Source organism: Streptomyces sp. NBC_01261, assembly GCF_036226385.1.
GTDB lineage: Bacteria > Actinomycetota > Actinomycetes > Streptomycetales > Streptomycetaceae > Streptomyces.
Genome location: NZ_CP108463.1, coordinates 2,497,236 through 2,512,634 on the forward strand (window position 1 = coordinate 2,497,236; position 15,399 = coordinate 2,512,634).

13 protein-coding genes are annotated in these 15,399 nt (G+C 69.6%); 10 read left to right on the plus strand and 3 right to left on the minus strand.

The features are described from left to right. Nucleotides 1-10: 10 nt before the first annotated feature. The gene (locus tag OG226_RS10895; RefSeq protein WP_329348735.1) at nt 11-586 is read right to left on the minus strand and encodes an adenylosuccinate lyase; all 576 of its coding nucleotides are present in this window, start codon (nt 584-586) and stop codon (nt 11-13) included. 306 nt (nt 587-892) lie between these two features. On the opposite strand from OG226_RS10895, the gene OG226_RS10900 reads away from it, so the two are divergent. The 9 genes from OG226_RS10900 to pssA all read left to right on the plus strand — a co-directional run bounded on the left by OG226_RS10900 (nt 893) and on the right by pssA (nt 11,891). Then, nucleotides 893-2,698, plus strand: a complete 1,806-nt coding sequence (locus OG226_RS10900; protein WP_329348736.1) for a 3-hydroxyacyl-CoA dehydrogenase family protein — start codon at nt 893-895, stop codon at nt 2,696-2,698. A gap of 202 nt (nt 2,699-2,900) precedes the next feature. Further along, the gene (locus tag OG226_RS10905) at nt 2,901-3,728 is read left to right on the plus strand and encodes a TetR family transcriptional regulator (RefSeq protein WP_329353360.1); all 828 of its coding nucleotides are present in this window, start codon (nt 2,901-2,903) and stop codon (nt 3,726-3,728) included. 424 nt (nt 3,729-4,152) lie between these two features. Then, on the plus strand, nt 4,153-5,490 hold the full coding sequence (ccrA, locus tag OG226_RS10910) for a crotonyl-CoA carboxylase/reductase (protein WP_329353361.1): 1,338 nt from the start codon (nt 4,153-4,155) through the stop codon (nt 5,488-5,490). Between the two features lie 9 nt (nt 5,491-5,499). Continuing rightward, the gene (locus tag OG226_RS10915; protein WP_329348737.1) at nt 5,500-7,527 is read left to right on the plus strand and encodes a protein meaA; all 2,028 of its coding nucleotides are present in this window, start codon (nt 5,500-5,502) and stop codon (nt 7,525-7,527) included. Further along, the gene (locus tag OG226_RS10920; protein WP_328676760.1) at nt 7,524-8,495 is read left to right on the plus strand and encodes an HpcH/HpaI aldolase/citrate lyase family protein; all 972 of its coding nucleotides are present in this window, start codon (nt 7,524-7,526) and stop codon (nt 8,493-8,495) included. Before OG226_RS10915 ends, OG226_RS10920 begins: the two co-directional genes overlap by 4 nt. Nucleotides 8,496-8,500: 5 nt before the next feature. Next, the gene (locus OG226_RS10925; protein WP_328676761.1) at nt 8,501-9,013 is read left to right on the plus strand and encodes a MaoC family dehydratase; all 513 of its coding nucleotides are present in this window, start codon (nt 8,501-8,503) and stop codon (nt 9,011-9,013) included. A 2-nt stretch (nt 9,014-9,015) separates the two neighbouring features. Then, nucleotides 9,016-10,221 carry an acyl-CoA dehydrogenase family protein gene (locus tag OG226_RS10930; protein ID WP_329348738.1) on the plus strand — a complete coding sequence of 402 codons (1,206 nt, stop codon included), beginning with the start codon at nt 9,016-9,018 and terminating at the stop codon, nt 10,219-10,221. Nucleotides 10,222-10,390: 169 nt separating this feature from the next. Next, nucleotides 10,391-11,047 (plus strand): phosphatidylserine decarboxylase, encoded by a 657-nt coding sequence (locus tag OG226_RS10935; RefSeq protein WP_200688558.1) that lies wholly within the window; start codon nt 10,391-10,393, stop codon nt 11,045-11,047. Between the two features lie 22 nt (nt 11,048-11,069). After that, nucleotides 11,070-11,891 carry a CDP-diacylglycerol--serine O-phosphatidyltransferase gene (gene pssA / locus OG226_RS10940; RefSeq protein ID WP_019062931.1) on the plus strand — a complete coding sequence of 274 codons (822 nt, stop codon included), beginning with the start codon at nt 11,070-11,072 and terminating at the stop codon, nt 11,889-11,891. A 72-nt stretch (nt 11,892-11,963) separates the two neighbouring features. Here pssA and OG226_RS10945 read toward each other — a convergent pair whose 3' ends face one another. Beyond that, nucleotides 11,964-13,082, minus strand: coding sequence for a glycerate kinase (locus OG226_RS10945; protein ID WP_328686283.1), 1,119 nt, complete (start codon nt 13,080-13,082; stop codon nt 11,964-11,966). A gap of 198 nt (nt 13,083-13,280) precedes the next feature. On the opposite strand from OG226_RS10945, the gene OG226_RS10950 reads away from it, so the two are divergent. Next, nucleotides 13,281-14,357 carry an ADP-ribosylglycohydrolase family protein gene (locus OG226_RS10950; protein ID WP_329348739.1) on the plus strand — a complete coding sequence of 359 codons (1,077 nt, stop codon included), beginning with the start codon at nt 13,281-13,283 and terminating at the stop codon, nt 14,355-14,357. Here OG226_RS10950 and OG226_RS10955 read toward each other — a convergent pair. Continuing rightward, a complete protein-coding gene (locus tag OG226_RS10955) occupies nt 14,354-15,373 on the minus strand; it encodes an NAD-dependent epimerase/dehydratase family protein (protein WP_329348740.1) in 1,020 nt (339 codons plus the stop codon). The two genes, OG226_RS10950 and OG226_RS10955, sit on opposite strands and share 4 nt — an antisense overlap. Nucleotides 15,374-15,399 lie beyond the last annotated feature (26 nt).

Sequence of the window (15,399 nt, forward strand, 5' to 3'; positions counted from 1 at the left end):
GGCCGACGGCTCACCGCTGCCGGGGAATCCGCCCCAGCGCGTGCACCGCCGCCTCCGCCAGTGCCGGGTGGGCGAGCGCGTCGTTCAGTACCGGTCTGGCGCGCGGGTCGGCCAGTTCACCGAGGCCCTCGACGCAGGCCAGGGCCACGCGGCGGTACGGGTCGTGCGGGCGGAGACGGCGCTGGAGGGTGGTGATGAGGGCGGGGACCGACTCGGGGGCGTGGAGGTCGGCCAGGAGGCGGACGGGCTGCAGGGCGTAGGCGACGCGGAGTTCGTTGGTGGCGAGGGCGGCCGCAGCGCGGGCGGTGCGGGGGTCGTCGAGGCGGGCCAGGGCGTGCGCGGCGGAGGCACAGCGCTGTGGTTCGCGGTGGTTGAGGAGGAGGACCAAGGACTCGAAGGCACGCCGGTCGCCGGCGAGGCCCAGGCGGAACGCGGCCAACTCCCTTGCCCACAGCGGATGACCGGGGGCGGTGAGGACCTCCGCCAGTTCGTCGAGGTCGCCGGTCGCCACGAGTCGCTCGTACGGCACCGCTCCTCCCGACTCCTGCCGTAAGCGCTCCGTGAGTGATCGCAACTCTTCGTCCATGAAACCGAGCCTATGGGTGTCGCAGGAAGCCCGGGACGTACATCACAAACTCGGGGGCTGGCGCGCTCGTTACTCACCGGTTAAGCTCAGGTGAGCGAGTTACCACTCGTGTATCTCCTTACGGCGGCCTGGTGACGCAGCCGCCGTGAGTGCAGTCGGTTCGGTACCTCGTGTACCGCGGTACGACCAGGCCTGGGACAGGGCCGGTCGGAACTCCCTCTTCTCGCCGGGCCTGTGCGCTCGTTGCCCTGTATCACCCGCACTCCGTGCGCTTCCAGTCGTCACCCTCATTCCAGGAGTCCCGCGATGGCAGCTCCCCTGTCCGACGCTCCCCTGTCCCCGTTCAAGACCATTGCCGTCGTCGGTCTCGGCACGATGGGCACCGGTATCACCGAGGTCCTCGCCCGGGCCGGCCGCGAGGTCGTCGGCATCGACGTCAGCGAGGCCGCGACCGCCCACGCCGTCGCCGCGCTGGAGACCGCGACCGCCCACGCCGTGCGGCGCGGCCGGCTGACCGAGCAGGAGCGCACCGACGCCCTGGCCCGCGTCCGCACCTCCACCGATCTGAGCGCCGCGGCCGACGCCGACCTGGTCATCGAGGTGGCCCCGGAGTCGTACGAGATCAAGCACCAGATCTTCCGCGAGCTGGACGGGGTCGTGCGCCCCGACACCATCCTCGCGACCGGCACGAACGCCCTCTCCGTGACCCGGCTGGCGGCCGATTCGGCCCGCCCGGAGCGGGTGTTGGGGCTGCACTTCTTCAACCCGGCGCCGGCGATGAAGCTGGTCGAGGTCGTCTCCTCGGTGCTGACCGCGCCCGCCGCCGTCACCGCCGTCACCGAGCTCGCGATCGAGCTGGGCAAGGAGCCCGTCGCGGTCGGCGACCGGCCCGGGTTCGTCGCGGACGGGCTGCTGTTCGGCTACCTCAACCAGGCGGCCGCGATGTACGAGGCGAAGTACGCCTCCCGCGAGGACATCGACGCCGCGATGCGGCTCGGCTGCGGGCTCCCCATGGGCCCGCTCGCGCTCCTCGACCTCATCGGCGTCGACACCGCGCGCACGGTCCTGGAGGCCATGTACGCCGAGTCCCACGACCGTCTGCACGCCCCCGCGCCGATCCTGAAACAGCTCAGCGAGGCGGGCCTGACCGGCCGTAAGACGGGCCGCGGCTTCTACTCGTACGAGACTCCGGGCAGCGCGACGGTCGTGCGGGACACGCTGACCCCGGTGGAGGGCGCGCGGCTCACCCCGGGTCGTACGGTCCGCTCGGTCGGGGTCGCCGGTTCCGGGACCATGGCGTCCGGTATCGCCGAGGTCTTCGCCAAGGCCGGGTACGACGTGGTGCTCGCCGCGCGCAGCGAGGAGAAGGCGCAGGTCGCCAAGTCCCGTATCGGCACGTCGCTTTCGCGCTCCGTCGACCGGGGGCGGATGACCGCCGAGGCCGCCGCGCAGACCCTGGAGCGGATCACTCCGGCGGGCTCCTACGACTCCTTCGCCGACGTCGATCTGGCCGTCGAGGCGGTCGCCGAGGACCTGGAGATCAAGCGGCAGCTGTTCGCGACGCTGGACAAGGTCTGCAAGCCGGGCGCGGTCCTGGCCACCACGACCTCGTCACTCCCGGTCGTCGCGTGCGCCCGCGCCACCTCGCGTCCGCAGGACGTGATCGGCATGCACTTCTTCAACCCCGCACCGGCGATGAAGCTGGTCGAGGTCGTCCGTACGGTGTTGACGGATGCCGACGTCCAATCAACGGTGCACGAGGTCTGCGTCAAGATCAAGAAGCATGCGGTCGACTGTGGTGACCGGGCTGGATTCATCGTCAACGCACTGCTTTTCCCGTACCTCAACAACGCGATCAAGATGGTGCAGGAGCACTACGCGTCTCTTGACGACATCGATGCCGCGATGAAGCTGGGCGGCGGCTACCCGATGGGCCCCTTCGAGCTGTTGGACGTCGTCGGGCTCGATGTCTCCCTGGCGATCGAGAAGGTCCTGCACCGCGAGTTCCGCGACCCGGGCCTCGCTCCGGCACCGCTCCTGGAGCACCTGGTGGCCGCGGGCTGCCTCGGCCGCAAGACGGGCCGCGGCTTCCGCGAATACGCCCGCCGCTAGGGGCCGACTCGTGGATCAGGCCGATTCCGAGGAGCGGCACCTTCCAACCCGCGACCACGGCCGGATCCACGAGACGCCCCCTGGGCATCCCGGCGAGCCGTTCGCGGCCGACGGCGACTGGGGCGGGCTGCTCGATCCCACCGGAGAACCCCTGCCCACAGCGGGCGGGGGAAACCCCGGACGTGCGCGCCGGGCTGCGCACATGCAGTACGTTCGGGTCATGCCCCAGCCCGCCAAGCCCTCCCGTACACCTGCCACGCCCGACGCACCGGAGAGTGCCGCGGGCAGTCGTGCCGCCGCCCAGCGCCTCAAGATGCGGCGCGAGTTGGCGGCGGCGGCGATGGAGCTGTTCGCGACCAAGGGGTACGAGGCGACCACCGTCGACGAGATCGCGGCCGCGGCCGGGGTCGCGCGCCGGACGTTCTTCCGCCACTTCCGCTCCAAGGAAGAGGCGATCTTTCCCGACCACGACGACACCCTGATCCGGGCCGAGGCGGTACTCAATGCCGCCCCCGCGCACGAGCACCCGCTCGACACGGTGTGCCGGGGCATCAAGGAAGTCATGCGCATGTACGCGGCCCAGCCGGAGATCTCGGTCGCCCGCTACAAGCTGACGCGCGAGGTGCCCACCCTGCGCGAGGCCGAGATCGCATCGGTGGCCCGCTACGAGCGGCTGTTCACGCGCTATCTCCTGGGCCACTTCGACGAGCACGCGCACGACGACGACGCCAACGACGACCCACTGCTCGCCGAGGTCGCCGCCTCGGCGGTGGTCACCGCCCACAACCACGTGCTGCGGCGTTGGCTGCGGGCCGGCGGCCAGGGCGACGTCGAGGCACAGCTCGACCACGCCTTCGGGATCGTACGGAAGACGTTCGGCAGCGGCATCGGCGCCGGCCGCACCGCGACCCCCAAGCCGGCCACCGCGATGGTGCATCAGCAGGGCGAGGTCCTGGTGACGGTCGCCCGCACCGACGCCCCGCTGGACGAGGTCATGCGGACCATCGAAGAGGCACTGCGGGACCGCTGAGCCCTCAGCCCCGCTGTGATGACGGCCACCCCACGGGGTGGCCGTTTTGGCATGTCAGAGCCCCTTTTCACGCACCTTTCAGACCCCGTTCGATCGATCATCGCTCATTTGTTACGTAAAGATTTCACCTGAGAGCAATTCATGGCACTCGGTGCCTTGCGGGGTGACACGCAGTGTCATACGTTGAAGGTGTCCGGGCGGCCGGCGTGCAGAGACCATTCGTACGTCGGCTGTCCCCGTAACCCGCCACTGGGCTGCGCGCCCGGACGCCTGCGTCACAGGCAACCTCCCGCGCCACCAAGCGCTGCCGAAGCACCACCCGCCGAACCGACGGCACCTCAGCACCCACCCTCAGCAGCAGCACCGACGTAACCATCGACGCCCCTCCCTCAGGGCGCACTTCGCCGGAGGCAACACCGTGACCGTGAAGGACATCCTGGACGCGATCCAGTCGCCGGACTCGACGCCGGCCGATTTCGCCGCCCTGCCGCTCCCCGAGTCGTACCGCGCGATCACCGTGCACAAGGACGAGACGGACATGTTCGCGGGCCTCACCACCCGCGACAAGGACCCCCGCAAGTCGATCCACCTGGACGACGTCCCGGTGCCCGAACTGGGCCCGGGCGAGGCCCTGGTGGCCGTGATGGCCTCCTCGGTCAACTACAACTCCGTGTGGACCTCGATCTTCGAGCCGCTGTCGACGTTCGGCTTCCTGGAGCGCTACGGCAAGCTCAGCGAACTCACCAAGCGGCACGACCTGCCATACCACATCATCGGCTCCGACCTCGCGGGCGTCGTCCTGCGCACCGGCCCCGGCGTGAACGCCTGGAAGCCCGGTGACGAGGTCGTCGCGCACTGCCTGAGCGTGGAGCTGGAGTCGAGCGACGGGCACAACGACACGATGCTCGACCCCGAGCAGCGGATCTGGGGCTTCGAGACCAACTTCGGCGGGCTCGCCGAGATCGCGCTCGTCAAGTCCAACCAGCTGATGCCCAAGCCGGGTCACCTGTCGTGGGAGGAGGCCGCCGCCCCGGGCCTGGTGAACTCCACCGCCTACCGGCAGCTGGTCTCCCGCAACGGCGCCGGCATGAAGCAGGGCGACAACGTCCTGATCTGGGGCGCGAGCGGCGGACTCGGCTCGTACGCCACACAGTTCGCGCTCGCGGGCGGCGCCAACCCCATCTGTGTCGTCTCCTCGCCCCAGAAGGCCGACATCTGCCGGGCGATGGGCGCCGAGGCGATCATCGACCGCACCGCCGAGGACTACAAGTTCTGGGCCGACGAGCACAACCAGGACCCCCGTGAGTGGAAGCGCTTCGGCAAGCGCATCCGTGACCTCACCGGCGGCGAGGACGTGGACATCGTCTTCGAGCACCCGGGCCGCGAGACCTTCGGCGCAAGCGTCTACGTCACCCGCAAGGGCGGCACGATCGTCACCTGCGCGTCGACCTCCGGGTTCAACCACGAGTACGACAACCGCTACCTGTGGATGTCCCTGAAGCGGATCATCGGCTCGCACTTCGCCAACTACCGCGAGGCCTGGGAGGCCAACCGGCTGGTCGCCAAGGGCAAGATCCACCCGACGCTCTCCAAGGTGTACTCCCTGGAGGAGACCGGCCAGGCCGCCTACGACGTCCACCGCAACCTCCACCAGGGCAAGGTCGGCGTCCTGTGCCTCGCCCCCGAGGAGGGCCTCGGTGTGCACGACGAGGAGAAGCGCGCCCAGCACATCGACGCCATCAACCGCTTCCGGAACATCTGAGGTCCGCTGATGACTGAGCGTCAGAAGGACCGGCCGTGGCTCATGCGCACCTATGCCGGTCACTCCACGGCCGAGGCGTCCAACGAGCTGTACCGGCGCAACCTCGCCAAGGGCCAGACCGGTCTGTCGGTCGCGTTCGACCTGCCGACGCAGACCGGCTACGACTCCGACCACATCCTCGCCCGCGGCGAGGTCGGCCGGGTCGGCGTGCCGGTGGCCCACGTCGGTGACATGCGCCGCCTCTTCCAGGACATCCCCCTGGACCAGATGAACACCTCGATGACGATCAACGCCACGGCCATGTGGATGCTGGCGCTCTATCAGGTCGTCGCCGAGGAGCAGGGCGTCGACATCACCCTGCTCCAGGGGACGACCCAGAACGACATCGTCAAGGAGTACCTGTCGCGGGGCACGCACGTGTTCCCGCCGGTTCCCTCGCTCCGGCTGACGACCGACATGATCTGCTACACGGTGAACCACATCCCCAAGTGGAACCCGATCAACATCTGCAGCTACCACCTCCAGGAGGCCGGGGCCACCCCGGTCCAGGAGATCGCGTACGCCATGTCCACCGCGATCGCCGTCCTGGACGCGGTGTTCGCGTCCGGCCAGATCCCCGAGGACCGCAGGGGCGATGTCGTCGCCCGCATCTCCTTCTTCGTGAACGCGGGCGTCCGCTTCATCGAGGAGATGTGCAAGATGCGCGCCTTCGGCCGCATCTGGGACGAGGTCACCCGCGAGCGCTACTGCATCGAGAACCCGAAGCAGCGCCGCTTCCGCTACGGCGTCCAGGTCAACTCCCTGGGCCTGACGGAGGCGCAGCCGGAGAACAACGTCCAGCGGATCGTGCTGGAGATGCTGGCCGTGACGCTGTCGAAGGACGCACGCGCGCGTGCCGTGCAACTCCCGGCGTGGAACGAGGCGTTGGGCCTCCCCCGGCCCTGGGACCAGCAGTGGTCGCTGCGCATCCAGCAGGTGCTGGCGCACGAGAGCGACCTGTTGGAGTACGCGGACATCTTCGAGGGCTCGCACGTCATCGAGGCGAAGGTGGCCTCTCTGGTCGAGGAGTCCCTCGCCGAGATGGACCGCATCGAGGAGATGGGCGGCGCGATGGCCGCCGTCGAGTCGGGGTATCTCAAGTCCCAGCTCGTGTCCTCGCACGCGGAGCGCAGGGGCCGTATCGAGTCCGGTCAGGAGAAGATCGTCGGCGTCAACATCTTCAACACGACCGAGCCCAATCCGCTCACCGCCGACCTCGACACCGCGATCCAGACGGTCGACCCGGCCGTCGAGGCGCGCGTCGTCGAGTCGTTGCAGCGCTGGCGGGACACCCGCTACCAGCCGCCGTTCAACCATCCGCGCCCGTGCAAGGCGCTGGAGCGGCTGAAGGAGGCCGCCAAGGGCACCGACAACCTCATGGAGGCCACCCTGGAGTGCGCCCGCGCCGGTGTCACGACCGGCGAGTGGGCCGGGGCCCTGCGCGAGGTGTTCGGCGAGTTCCGGGCGCCCACGGGCGTCTCGTCGGCGCCGGTCGCGGTGCCCGCCGAGGAGGGCTCGGCGATGGCCGAGGTGCGCCGCAAGGTGGAGGTGACGGCCCGCGAGATGGGCGCCGGGAAGCTGCGCTTCCTGGTCGGCAAGCCGGGCCTGGACGGGCACTCCAACGGCGCCGAGCAGATCGCCGTACGCGCGCGTGACGCCGGCTTCGAGGTGGTCTACCAGGGCATCCGGCTGACCCCGGAACAGATCGTGGACGCGGCCCTCGCCGAGGACGTGCACGCGGTCGGCCTGTCCATCCTGTCCGGCTCGCACGCCCAGTTGGTGCCGGACGTGCTGGACCGGCTGCGCGAGGCCGGCGCGGCCGACATCCCGGTGATCGCGGGCGGGATCATCCCGAACGCCGACGCCGAGCTGCTCAGGGCCGCGGGAGTGGCCGCGGTCTTCACCCCGAAGGACTTCGACATCACGGGAATCATCGGCCGTATCGTCGACGAGATCCGGAAAGCGAACAAGCTCGACCCTCTGGAGGTCCCCGTATGACCACGCCCGCCCCCGTCAACCGGCTTCGCCCGCGGCGCTCCTGTCTCGCGGTTCCCGGGAGCAACCCGCGCTTCCTGGAGAAGGCGCAGGGCCTCCCGGCCGACCAGGTGTTCCTGGACCTGGAGGACGCGTGCGCGCCGCTCGCCAAGCCCGAGGCGCGGCACACCATCGTCAAGTTCCTCAACGAGGGCGACTGGACGGGCAAGACGCGGGTCGTGCGCGTCAACGACTGGACGACCGAGTGGACGTACCGCGATGTCGTCACGGTCGTCGAGGGCGCGGGGCAGAACCTCGACTGCATCATGCTGCCGAAGGTGCAGGACGCCCAACAGGTCGTGGCGCTCGATCTGTTGCTCACGCAGATCGAGAAGACGATGGGCTTCGAGCTCGGCAAGATCGGCATCGAGGCGCAGATCGAGAACGCGCAGGGACTCAACAACGTCAACGAGATCGCGCAGGCCTCGCAGCGCGTCGAGACGATCATCTTCGGTCCCGCCGACTTCATGGCGTCGATCAACATGAAGTCCCTCGTCGTGGGCGAACAGCCGCCCGGCTACCCGGCGGACGCCTACCACTACATCCTGATGAAGATCCTGATGGCCGCCCGCGCCAACAACCTCCAGGCGATCGACGGCCCTTACCTCCAGATCCGCAACATCGACGGCTACCGCGCGGTCGCCCAGCGCGCCGCCGCGCTCGGCTTCGACGGCAAGTGGGTGCTGCACCCGGGCCAGGTCGAGGCGTCCAACGAGATCTTCTCGCCGTCCCAGGAGGACTTCGACCACGCCGAGTTGATCCTGGACGCGTACGACTACTACACGTCCGAGGCGGGCGGCAAGAAGGGCTCCGCGATGCTCGGCGACGAGATGATCGACGAGGCCAGCCGCAAGATGGCGCTCGTCATCTCGGGCAAGGGCCGGGCCGCCGGCATGGAGCGCACGTCCAAGTTCGAAGCCCCGGAGGCCTGAGCACCATGCAGTTCGGACGCACCTACGAGGAGTTCGAGGTCGGCGCGGTCTACAAGCACTGGCCCGGGAAGACCGTCACGGAGTACGACGACCACCTCTTCTGTCTCCTGACGATGAATCACCACCCGCTCCACATGGACGCCAACTACGCAGAGAACACGACGGACTTCGGCAAGAACGTGGTGGTCGGCAACTACATCTACTCGCTGCTGCTGGGCATGTCGGTGCCGGACGTGTCGGGCAAGGCGATCGCCAACCTGGAGGTCGAGTCGCTGAAGCACGTGGCGCCGACGTTCCACGGGGACACGATCTACGGCGAGACGACGGTCCTCGACAAGACGCCCTCGAAGTCGAAGAACGACCGCGGGATCGTGTACGTCGAGACCAGGGGCTACAAGCAGGACGGCACGCTGGTCTGCGTGTTCCGCCGCAAGGTGATGGTGCCGACCGAGACGTACATCAAGGAGCGCGGCGGCGAGCAGCCCGGCCGCCCCCAGCTCAAGGAGCAGGAGAAGTAGCCATGGCGCGACTCGCCCAGACCGCCGGTCTCACCGACATCCAGCGGGAAATCCTGTCCACCGTCCGCGACTTCGTGGACAAGGAGATCCTCCCGGCCGCCACCGAGCTGGAGCACCGCGACGAGTACCCGCAGCAGATCGTCGACGGGCTCAAGGAGTTGGGCCTCTTCGGCCTGATGATCCCGGAGGAGTACGGCGGCCTGGGCGAGTCCCTGTTGACGTACGCCCTATGTGTGGAGGAGATCGCGCGCGGGTGGATGTCGGTGTCCGGGATCATCAACACCCACTTCATCGTGGCCTACATGCTCAAGCAGCACGGCACGCAGGAGCAGAAGGACCACTTCCTGCCGCGCATGGCGGCCGGCGACATCCGGGGCGCGTTCTCGATGTCGGAGCCGGCGCTCGGTTCGGACGTCTCCGCGATCACGTCGAAGGCGGTGAAGGACGGCGACGAGTACGTCCTGACCGGCCAGAAGATGTGGCTGACGAACGGTGGCACGTCGTCACTCGTCGCCGTCCTCGTGCGAAGTGACGAAGGACACCCGGAGGGCACCGCGCCCCACAAGTCGATGACGACCTTCCTGGTGGAGAAGGAGCCCGGTTTCGGTGAGGTCCAGCCCGGTCTCACCATCCCCGGGAAGATCGACAAGATGGGCTACAAGGGCGTCGACACCACCGAGTTGATCATGGACGGCCTGCGCATTCCGGCCGATCGGGTCCTCGGCGGTGCGACCGGCCGAGGTTTTTACCAAATGATGGACGGCGTCGAGGTGGGCCGCGTCAATGTGGCGGCGCGTGGCTGCGGCGTCGCTCAGCGTGCCTTCGAGCTGGGCGTCTCGTACGCGCAGCAGCGCCACACCTTCGGGAAGCCCATCGCCCAGCACCAGGCGATCCAGTTCAAGCTCGCAGAGATGGCTACCAAGGTCGAGGCCGCCCATGCGATGATGGTCAATGCGGCACGCAAAAAGGACTCCGGGGAACGAAACGACCTTGAGGCAGGGATGGCGAAGTACCTCGCCTCCGAGTACTGCAAGGAGGTCGTCGAAGACGCCTTCCGGATCCACGGCGGGTACGGCTTCTCCAAGGAGTACGAGATCGAACGCCTCTACCGCGAGGCTCCGATGCTGTTGATCGGCGAAGGTACCGCCGAAATCCAGAAAATGATCATCGGGCGCAGGTTGCTCGAAGAGTATCGATTCCAGGGCTGATTGTCCGTTTCGGGGTGTTTTCTTCGAGAAGAAGATCACACCCCGTCAACGCTCCTCAGCCGCCGACTCGGCTTCCTGGCTTGCCCAGTTGTGGCCCGCGACCGGTACGATCCCGGGAAAGCCGCCGTCCCCCGTTACAGCGCGGCATCATCCGCTACGAAGGTCATCCATGCCCCACAGCCAAACCTCTGCACCACGCGACAGCCTGGCAGGCGTACGCCTCGCGCGCGGAGCATCGCCGTGGCTCCTGCCGACCGTCGCCACCGCAGCCCTCAGCCTGGTACGTGCGCGCAAGTCCGGCGCCGCCAAGGTCGTGGCCGTACCCGCCACCGCGCTCGCGGCGGGCATGCTGTGGTTCTTCCGCGACCCCGAGCGCGAGATCACCCAGGGCCGGGTCATCTCTCCCGCCGACGGTGTGGTGCAGAGCATCATGCCGTGGAAGGACGGTCGCACCCGCGTCGCCATCTTCATGAGCCCGCTGAACGTCCACGTCAACCGCGCGCCGCTCTCCGGCACGGTGACGTCGGTCGAGCACATCCCCGGCGGTTTCGTTCCCGCGTTCAACAAGGAGAGCGAGAACAACGAGCGGGTCGTCTGGCACTTCGACACCGAGCTCGGTGACATCGAGATGATCCAGATCGCCGGCGCCGTCGCCCGCCGCATCGTCCCCTACGTTCCGCAGGGCACGAAGGTCGAGCAGGGCGAGCGCATCGGACTGATCCGCTTCGGTTCGCGTGTCGACATCTACCTCCCCGAGGGTGTCGAGGTGGACGTGGAGGTCGGCCAGAAGACCGTGGCTGGGGTGACTCGCATTGACCGTGGTTGATCCGGAGACACAGGCGGGCTGGGTGCCCGAGGCCGATGAGGTGGACGACGAGGAGGAGATGCCTCTTTCTCTCCGCCTCTCAATAGCGGACACCCTCACCCTCGGCAACGCCACCTGCGGCTTCATGGCGGTGTACTTCACCACCACCGGCATTCTGATCCCGCACCTGACGGGCAACGACGAGTCGACCGGCATGGCCCGCCACAGCGCGGCCACCGCGGTCATCCTGATGCTGTGCGCGGCGGTCTTCGACCTCTTCGACGGCCTCGTCGCCCGCAAGCTGCGCTCCTCCCCCATGGGCGCGGAGCTGGACAACCTGTCGGACCTGATCAGCTTCGGCCTCGCACCGGCGTACTTCGTCCTCGTCTACGGCATGGTCGCCGACGACGCGCACCAGAGAGTGGCCGCGGTCGGGGCGATCGTGGTGCTGCTGGCGGTGGTGCTGAGACTGGCCCGCTTCTCGTGCGTGACGCCACCGAACGGCATGTTCCAGGGCATGCCCTCCCCGTTCGGCGCGCTGACGGTGGTCTCGATCGTGCTGCTCGAACTGCCCTTCGTGGCAACGCTGCTCGCGATCCTGGGCACCGCCTGGCTGATGGTGAGCCGGGTCGAGTACCCGAAGCCGCGTGGTCGCCTCGCGGTCGCGATGCTCGCCTGGATCGTCCTGTCGATGGGCCTGCTGGCATCCTGGGCGTTCGACGCCCCGGGCGGTCAGCTGCTCCTCCAGACGGGCTGCGCGCTCCAGCTGGTCATGGGCGCGGTGATCCCGCTGTTCGCGACGGCCCGCCGCGTGAACAACTTCCGCGGCAACCGGCGCGAGGCGCGGGCGGCACAGCTGCCGTAGTTCTTCAGAGCTGTCGAAGGGCCCCGAACCGCTTCACGGTTCGGGGCCCTTCGACGTTCCTCGGGGTCTGCCTCAGACCAGGAAGTCCCGCGCGATGTTCTCCGCCACCCGTTCCAGGATCGGTCCCGCCTCCGCGATGCACTTCACGACGTCCGGTTCCAGGGCCGTGAGCGGGTAGGCGCGGCGGATGCCCGCGTGGCCCAGGGACTGCGGTGGGAGGGCGAGGCGGCCGCAGACGGCGACGACCTCCTTGTCCTCCGCGCGGGCCGCCGCGGCGACGCCTGCCGGGGCCTTGCCGTGGAGGGTCTGTTCGTCGAGGGAACCTTCGCCGGTGATGACGAGGGTGGCGCCCTCCAGGGCGGCGGCGAAGCCGAGGACGTCGAGCATGACCTCGATGCCGGGGCGGAAGCGGGCGCCGAGGAGGAGGGCGCCGTAGCCGATGCCGCCGGCGGCGCCTGCTCCGGGTGCGGCGGCGTACTCGGCGGCCTTGGCGCCGATCGCCTCCTCCAGGACCTTCGCGTAGTGGCCGAGGGCCGCGTCGAGGGCGTCCACGTCGTCGGGGGCGGCGCCCTTCTGGGGGCCGTAGACCGCTGGGGCGCCCTTGGGGCCGGTGAGCGGGTTGTCGACGTCGCTCGCGAGGATCAGGTCGACGGAGGTGAGGCGTGGGTCGAGGCCGGTGAGGTCGGCCGAGGCGAGGTCGGTCAGGGCGCCACCGCCCGGGGGCACCGGTTCGCCCTCCGCGTCCAGGAAGCGGGCGCCGAGTGCGGAGAGCATGCCCGCGCCGCCGTCCGTCGTGGCGCTGCCGCCGACCCCGAACACGATCGTGCGGGCACCCGCGTCGAGCGCGGCCCGCAGCAGTTCGCCGGAGCCGTACGTCGAGGAGGTCAGCGGGGCGAAGACGCCCTTGGGCAGGCGTTGCAGCCCGCTCGCCTCGGCCATCTCCACGACGGCCGTGTCGCCGCGTACCGCGAAGGCCGCGGTGACCTCGTCGCCGAGGGGCCCGGCGACCCGTATCTCCCGTCGCTCGAAGCCCGCCGCGACGGCCGCGTCCACCGTGCCGTCGCCGCCGTCGGCGACCGGCATCGCCGTCACGTCCAGATCGGGTACGACCCGGCGCAGCCCGGCCGTCACCCGCTCGGCGACCTGCACGGCCGTCAGCGACCCCTTGAACTTGTCCGCGGCGATGAGCACCCTGTGGGTGCCCCTCTGTGCAGCGTTCGCCACCTTGCGATCCCCTTGCTCTACAGGCCCCCGCGCGTTCAGGGGCCAGTCGCGCCGCTGCGACCTTAACCGGCGGACGCCCCCGCCGTCATGCCCCGACCGAACGCCGGGACCGGGCTGAGCAGACCCTGTGCCGCTGCCCGGCCCGGAATCGGGTACACCGGAGGTATGACCCCTGTAGGCACCGAGCCGGCGTTCGCGGACCGCGTCCTCGGGGGCTGGCTGGGCCGGATCGCGGGCAACATGCTCGGCAAGCCGGTCGAGCAGGGCCACCTGTGGACGCGCGACCGCATCGACCGCTGTCTCCGGCAGGCCGCCGCCCTGCCGCTGACCGACTACCTCCCCGAGCCGCCGAGCGAGCACGACGGCTTCGAGCTGCGCCCCGAGTGGCGGCGATGCGTGCGCGGCCGGATCCACGGCAGCTGCCGTGACGACGACGTCGACTACGCCATCCTCGGCCTCGACCTCCTGGAGACCCACGGCTTCGGCTTCAGCACCGAGCAGGTCGGCGAACTGTGGCTGCGGAGACTGCCGTACCTGCAGACCTTCACCGCCGAGCGCGCCGCCTACCGCAACCTCGCCAACGGCCTCAAGCCGCCGCTGACGGCGACGCACGACAACCCGTACCAGGAGTGGATCGGCGCCCTGATCCGCGCCGACATCTACGGCTGGACCGGTCCAGGCGCCCCGCGCCGCGCGGCCCAACTGGCGCGCAGGGACGCGGTGTTGTCCCACTCGGGGAACGGTGTCTACGGCGCCATGTGGGCCGCCGCCCTCATCTCGGCGGCGTTCACCGCGCCGACCGTGCGGCACGCGCTGGACACGGCGCTGACGGTGATCCCGCCGGGCTGCCGTCTCGCGCGGACCGTGCGCCGGGTGCTCACGCTGCACGAGACCCGGATGAGCTGGGAGGACACGCTCACCACACTGTCCGAGGAGACCGCGGGGCTCGGCTGGATCCACACGGTCCCGAACGCGGCCGTCCTCACCGCGGGACTCCTGTACGGCGACGGCGACTTCACCCGCACCATCACGCTGACCGTGCGCGGCGGCCTGGACACCGACTCGAACGGCGCGACGGCGGGTTCGGTGGCCGGGGTGCTGACCGGCGCGGACGCGATCCCGGAGCAGTGGAAGGACCCGCTGGAGGACACCGTGCGGAGCGCGGTGTCCGGCTTCGACCGGGTGCGGATCAGTGAACTGGCCGCGCGGACCGTGCGGTTGGCGGAGACCGCCGACGTCTAGACGGCGCCCTGCGCGATGAGGCTGCGGGCGCAGTCGAGGACGGCCTCGCGCGCGGGGCGCGGTTCCCAGCCGAGGACGCGGCGGGCCTTCTCCGTGCTGTGGCGGTTGCGGCGGCCGAGCGCGGGGGTGATCTCGCGCAGGGACGGGTCCCGGAAGCGGGCCGCGAGGCGGACGGCGAAGTCCGGGAGGCGGCGCGTGGAGACGCTACGGCCGTGCTCGCCGAGGCCGTCGCGCAGGGTGCGGGCGATGTCCTCCATCCACACGAACTCCCCGGTGGCCAGGAAGCGTTGACCGACGGCATGCGGTGATTCCATCGCCCGGATGTGGACGTCGACCAGATCGCGGACGTCCACGACTTCGAGGCCGATGCGCGGGACGCCGGGCATCTTGCCGCTCACCATGCGCGCGATGATGCCGACGGAGCCCATGTTCGCGGTGGTGAGGACCGGTCCAAAGACGGCGCCGGGGAGCACGGTGGTCAGCTCGGTCGGACCGTCGTAGTCAGCCATGAAGTCCCAGGCGGCCCGCTCCGCGAGGGTCTTGGAGCGGCGGTACGGGATCAGGGTGGGGTCGTCTGGATCGGTCCACAGCTCCTCGTCGGTGACGCCCTCGGAGGCGTACGACGAGGGGCTCGCGGCGTTCGCGGCCGAGGTCATCACGACGCGTCGTACGCCCGCCTCGGTGGCCGCGCGCAGAACGCGCAACGCTCCGCCACGGGCCGCGGCGATCAGGGCCTCGGGGTCGTCCGAGGCGGCGCCGAGCGGGGAGGCGACGTGCAGGACGTGGTCGACGCCCTTGAGCGCGGCGTCCCAGCCCTCGTCGGCGGTGAGGTCGGCGACGGCGAAGCTCAGCCGTCCTGCGGGGTCGACGACGGTCGCGACGGCGTCGGAGACCGCGCGTTCCCTGCCCGGGGCGCGGACGGTCGTACGGACGTCGTAGCCGCGGCGGAGCAGTTCGGCGACGCACCAGCCTGCGATGTAGCCGCTGCCTCCGGTGACGAGGACGAGTTCGGGCATGACGGTGCTCCCTGCGGTGTCGGGTG

Bases quoted from the DNA above. Each gene is read 5' to 3' on its own strand.
- OG226_RS10935 (WP_200688558.1), top strand. From the start codon at position 10,391: ATGCCCCACAGCCAAACCTCTGCACCACGCGACAGCCTGGCAGGCGTA.
- OG226_RS10925 (WP_328676761.1), top strand. From the start codon at position 8,501: ATGCAGTTCGGACGCACCTACGAGGAGTTCGAGGTCGGCGCGGTCTAC.
- OG226_RS10930 (WP_329348738.1), top strand. From the start codon at position 9,016: ATGGCGCGACTCGCCCAGACCGCCGGTCTCACCGACATCCAGCGGGAA.
- OG226_RS10955 (WP_329348740.1), bottom strand. From the start codon at position 15,373: ATGCCCGAACTCGTCCTCGTCACCGGAGGCAGCGGCTACATCGCAGGC.
- OG226_RS10905 (WP_329353360.1), top strand. From the start codon at position 2,901: ATGCAGTACGTTCGGGTCATGCCCCAGCCCGCCAAGCCCTCCCGTACA.
- OG226_RS10915 (WP_329348737.1), top strand. From the start codon at position 5,500: ATGACTGAGCGTCAGAAGGACCGGCCGTGGCTCATGCGCACCTATGCC.
- OG226_RS10895 (WP_329348735.1), bottom strand. From the start codon at position 586: ATGGACGAAGAGTTGCGATCACTCACGGAGCGCTTACGGCAGGAGTCG.
- OG226_RS10950 (WP_329348739.1), top strand. From the start codon at position 13,281: ATGACCCCTGTAGGCACCGAGCCGGCGTTCGCGGACCGCGTCCTCGGG.
- OG226_RS10900 (WP_329348736.1), top strand. From the start codon at position 893: ATGGCAGCTCCCCTGTCCGACGCTCCCCTGTCCCCGTTCAAGACCATT.
- OG226_RS10920 (WP_328676760.1), top strand. From the start codon at position 7,524: ATGACCACGCCCGCCCCCGTCAACCGGCTTCGCCCGCGGCGCTCCTGT.